Genomic DNA, 2,728 nt, shown 5'->3' with positions numbered 1-2,728 from the left:
CGATGAGCCGAAAAAATAGCCTTCGGAATTTCGGGGTGTTCCTTAGAAATGCGATCAAGTAGCCGCTGGGCATTTTTGTTTTTTAGGCGGCGGGCAATCAGCGCATCAGTGAATGCTTCCAGATTATTTTCCAGCCGATAGTGATTGGCGGCTCGCAGCAGGTAAAGTTCTGCGTTGCGCGGAGTGATTTTTAATGCCCGGCTGGCATCTTTCACGGCTTCTAGCGGATAGCCTAGCTTCTGCTTTACCCAAGCTCGGTGCTGATAGGCTTTGGCGTACTTAGGATTAATCTTTAACGCTTGGTTCAGGTCGGCTAAGGCCGATCGGTACTCTTCCCGCTTGGCGTATACGTAACCGCGGTTGCAATAAGCGGCCGCATAATTTTTATCGTACTTCAGAGCCTGAGTAAAATCTTCTAGTGCCTGACCGTACAACTGTTCCTTAAACATGGATACTCCGCGTTCATTGTACGAACGAGCGTAATTATGAAACCGCTCCATAGCCTCGTCGTAATCCACCAAATTGCCTTCCTCATCGTACAGATTATATACCTGCGCTGCTCGCTCTACAAACAGTTCCTGCTCCGTTTTTTTAGTACAGGCCAGTAGCGTGATACCGATAAGTAAGATTATCCCCGCTTTCATTGCTCAATGAACGCAAGAAGGAAGGTGAGTGGTTCGCAATTTGTATGTTCACTAACCTTCATATTCAGTTTTTTTAAGATATCCAGCTTTAATAGCTATTCTATGCGTGAGAACAAGTCGGCCCTTTATCAAATTCTGTTGCTATTTCTTAGCATATACGTTCTCGGCATGTTGGTTGTAGAATCTTTCTTTATAACCGATGCTGAAACTAAGCGAGTTATTCAACAAATTGATTTGATTATATGCCTAATATTTTTGACTGATTTTGGAGTGAACTTCTATAGAGCAGAATCCAAGAAAGAATTTATGAAATGGGGTTGGGTTGATCTCATTTCTTCTATCCCTGCTGTTGATCCATTACGGTGGGGCAGGCTGTCAAGAGTAGTCCGAATCGTTCGTTTTCTTCGATCAATAAAGTCAGCGAGAATTCTTTTCAACACTATAGAACAAAGCAGGATACAAAGTCTGTCCCTGATTATCTTCCTATTCACATTTATTACCTTTTCACTATCTGCGAGCCTTATTATAGAATTTGAGCGAGGCTACTCTTCTAATATTTTTACCGCACCAGAAGCACTTTGGTGGGCTACCTTGAATGTTCTGAACGCGAAAGTTAGTATAGCTCAAGCGCAAAGCCCCGGCGGAATTATTGCAACTGTAGTGTTAAATAAGATTGGACTACTACTCTTTGCTTACTTCAATGGGCTGATTCTCGCTTTTCTAATAGAGAAGCGAAAAGAACGAAAGACAGATAAATCTATTAGAAGAGATACTGGTATTTTGGAGAACATTAATCGATAATACGCTTCTAGATTATATTGCTTTTTTAGCCTGATAATAATCGCAAATATCAGTAAGGATACACTCCCGGCAGCGCGGGTAGCTCCAGGTACACACCCGTTGACCATGTTTGAAGAATAGTTTGTGGTAATTCAACAGTTCGTCGGCATCTTCGGGCAGCAAATCCAGCAGCACGGTGTGGGCTTTCGCCTGATTGGTCTTTTGGTCGATAATACCGAGTCGTTGGGAAACCCGGTGGACGTGCGTATCTACCGGCAATACCGGTTTGCGAAAGGTGAACAACAGCAAAAAAGTAGTCGTTTTATGGCCCACCCCTTCAAACTGCATCAGCCAATCCATCGCTTCTTTTACCGGAATATTGGCCAGAAAGCTCAGATCAAAGTTACCGCGCTCTTCGTAAATCCGGCGGAGCGTGGTTTTAATGCGAGGAGCTTTCACATCAGGGTAGTTGGAAGAAGCAATGGCTTCGGTTAGTTCCTCTACCGGAGCGTTCATAATATTCTCCCAGGAACCAAACCGCTGCTGCATTTGCTCAAATGCCTTACGTTCGTTTGCATAATTAGTCCGCTGCGATAAAATAGTAGAAATTAGCTGGTCAATGGGTGGTTTACTAGAGAAACGCTTTTGTCGCCCGAACTGACCTTCTAACCGATTAATGCCAATATTGATTTTCTCTTCCGAAGACTGGTTATGAGATTCTTTGGTGATCTTATTGGCAGGTTTGCTATTAGCTTCCATAGTACAGATAACCTTACTCAGCAATAGTAGTTTTGAAGATTCGGAACAAAAAAAAGCCGGAACAGGCAACATTTAAGTATCGGTGCCAGTATATTTGCCGGATAGTTTTATCTGCAAATCATCAAATTATGAAATTAGCTGTAGTGGGTGCTACCGGATTGGTGGGTACCGAAATGCTAAATGTTTTAGCGCAACGCAATTTTCCACTCGACGAACTGCTTCCGGTTGCTTCGGCCCGGTCAGTAGGGAAGACCATTGAATTTAAAGGTGCATCCTATCCGGTCGTGAGTATGGAAGATGCTATTGCAGCTCAGCCGGATATTGCTATTTTCTCAGCGGGAGGTTCCACTTCGCTAGAGTACGCGCCCAAATTTGCCGAAATGGGTGCTTTTGTGGTGGACAATTCTTCCGCTTGGCGGATGAATCCCGCTAATAAACTAGTAGTACCGGAGGTGAATGCCAATGTGCTGACCGAAGAAGACCGGATTATTGCGAACCCCAACTGCTCTACTATTCAGATGGTGGTAGCACTGGCTCCGTTGCAC

Annotated in this window: 4 protein-coding genes; 2 read left to right on the top strand and 2 right to left on the bottom strand. The window is 44.1% G+C overall.

The window, feature by feature from the left end; genetic code table 11:
* A partial coding sequence (locus WBA23_RS04870; protein ID WP_424581127.1) for a tetratricopeptide repeat protein occupies nt 1-644 on the bottom strand: 644 nt, incomplete at its 3' end.
* Nucleotides 645-746: 102 nt separating this feature from the next.
* On the opposite strand from WBA23_RS04870, the gene WBA23_RS04865 reads away from it, so the two are divergent.
* Complete coding sequence (locus WBA23_RS04865; protein ID WP_424581126.1) at nt 747-1,445, top strand: ion transporter; 699 nt, start codon at nt 747-749, stop codon at nt 1,443-1,445.
* A gap of 12 nt (nt 1,446-1,457) precedes the next feature.
* Here the strand turns inward: WBA23_RS04865 and WBA23_RS04860 are convergent, their stop codons facing one another.
* Nucleotides 1,458-2,183: an endonuclease III domain-containing protein gene (locus WBA23_RS04860; RefSeq protein WP_424581124.1), complete on the bottom strand. Its 726-nt coding sequence runs from the start codon at nt 2,181-2,183 to the stop codon at nt 1,458-1,460.
* 128 nt (nt 2,184-2,311) lie between these two features.
* Between WBA23_RS04860 and WBA23_RS04855 the strand changes: the two genes are divergently transcribed.
* Nucleotides 2,312-2,728: aspartate-semialdehyde dehydrogenase (locus WBA23_RS04855; RefSeq protein ID WP_424581123.1), on the top strand; the 417-nt coding region annotated here is incomplete at its 3' end.

The sequence above is a fragment of the Tunicatimonas sp. genome (assembly GCF_049647865.1).
Classification (GTDB): domain Bacteria; phylum Bacteroidota; class Bacteroidia; order Cytophagales; family Cyclobacteriaceae; genus Tunicatimonas.
Note: the sequence above shows the minus strand (reverse complement) of the source record. Positions and strands in the feature narration are given on the sequence as shown.

Excerpts from the sequence above, each read along its gene's own strand:
- WBA23_RS04860 (WP_424581124.1), bottom strand. The coding sequence starts at position 2,183 with ATGGAAGCTAATAGCAAACCTGCCAATAAGATCACCAAAGAATCTCAT.
- WBA23_RS04865 (WP_424581126.1), top strand. The coding sequence starts at position 747 with ATGCGTGAGAACAAGTCGGCCCTTTATCAAATTCTGTTGCTATTTCTT.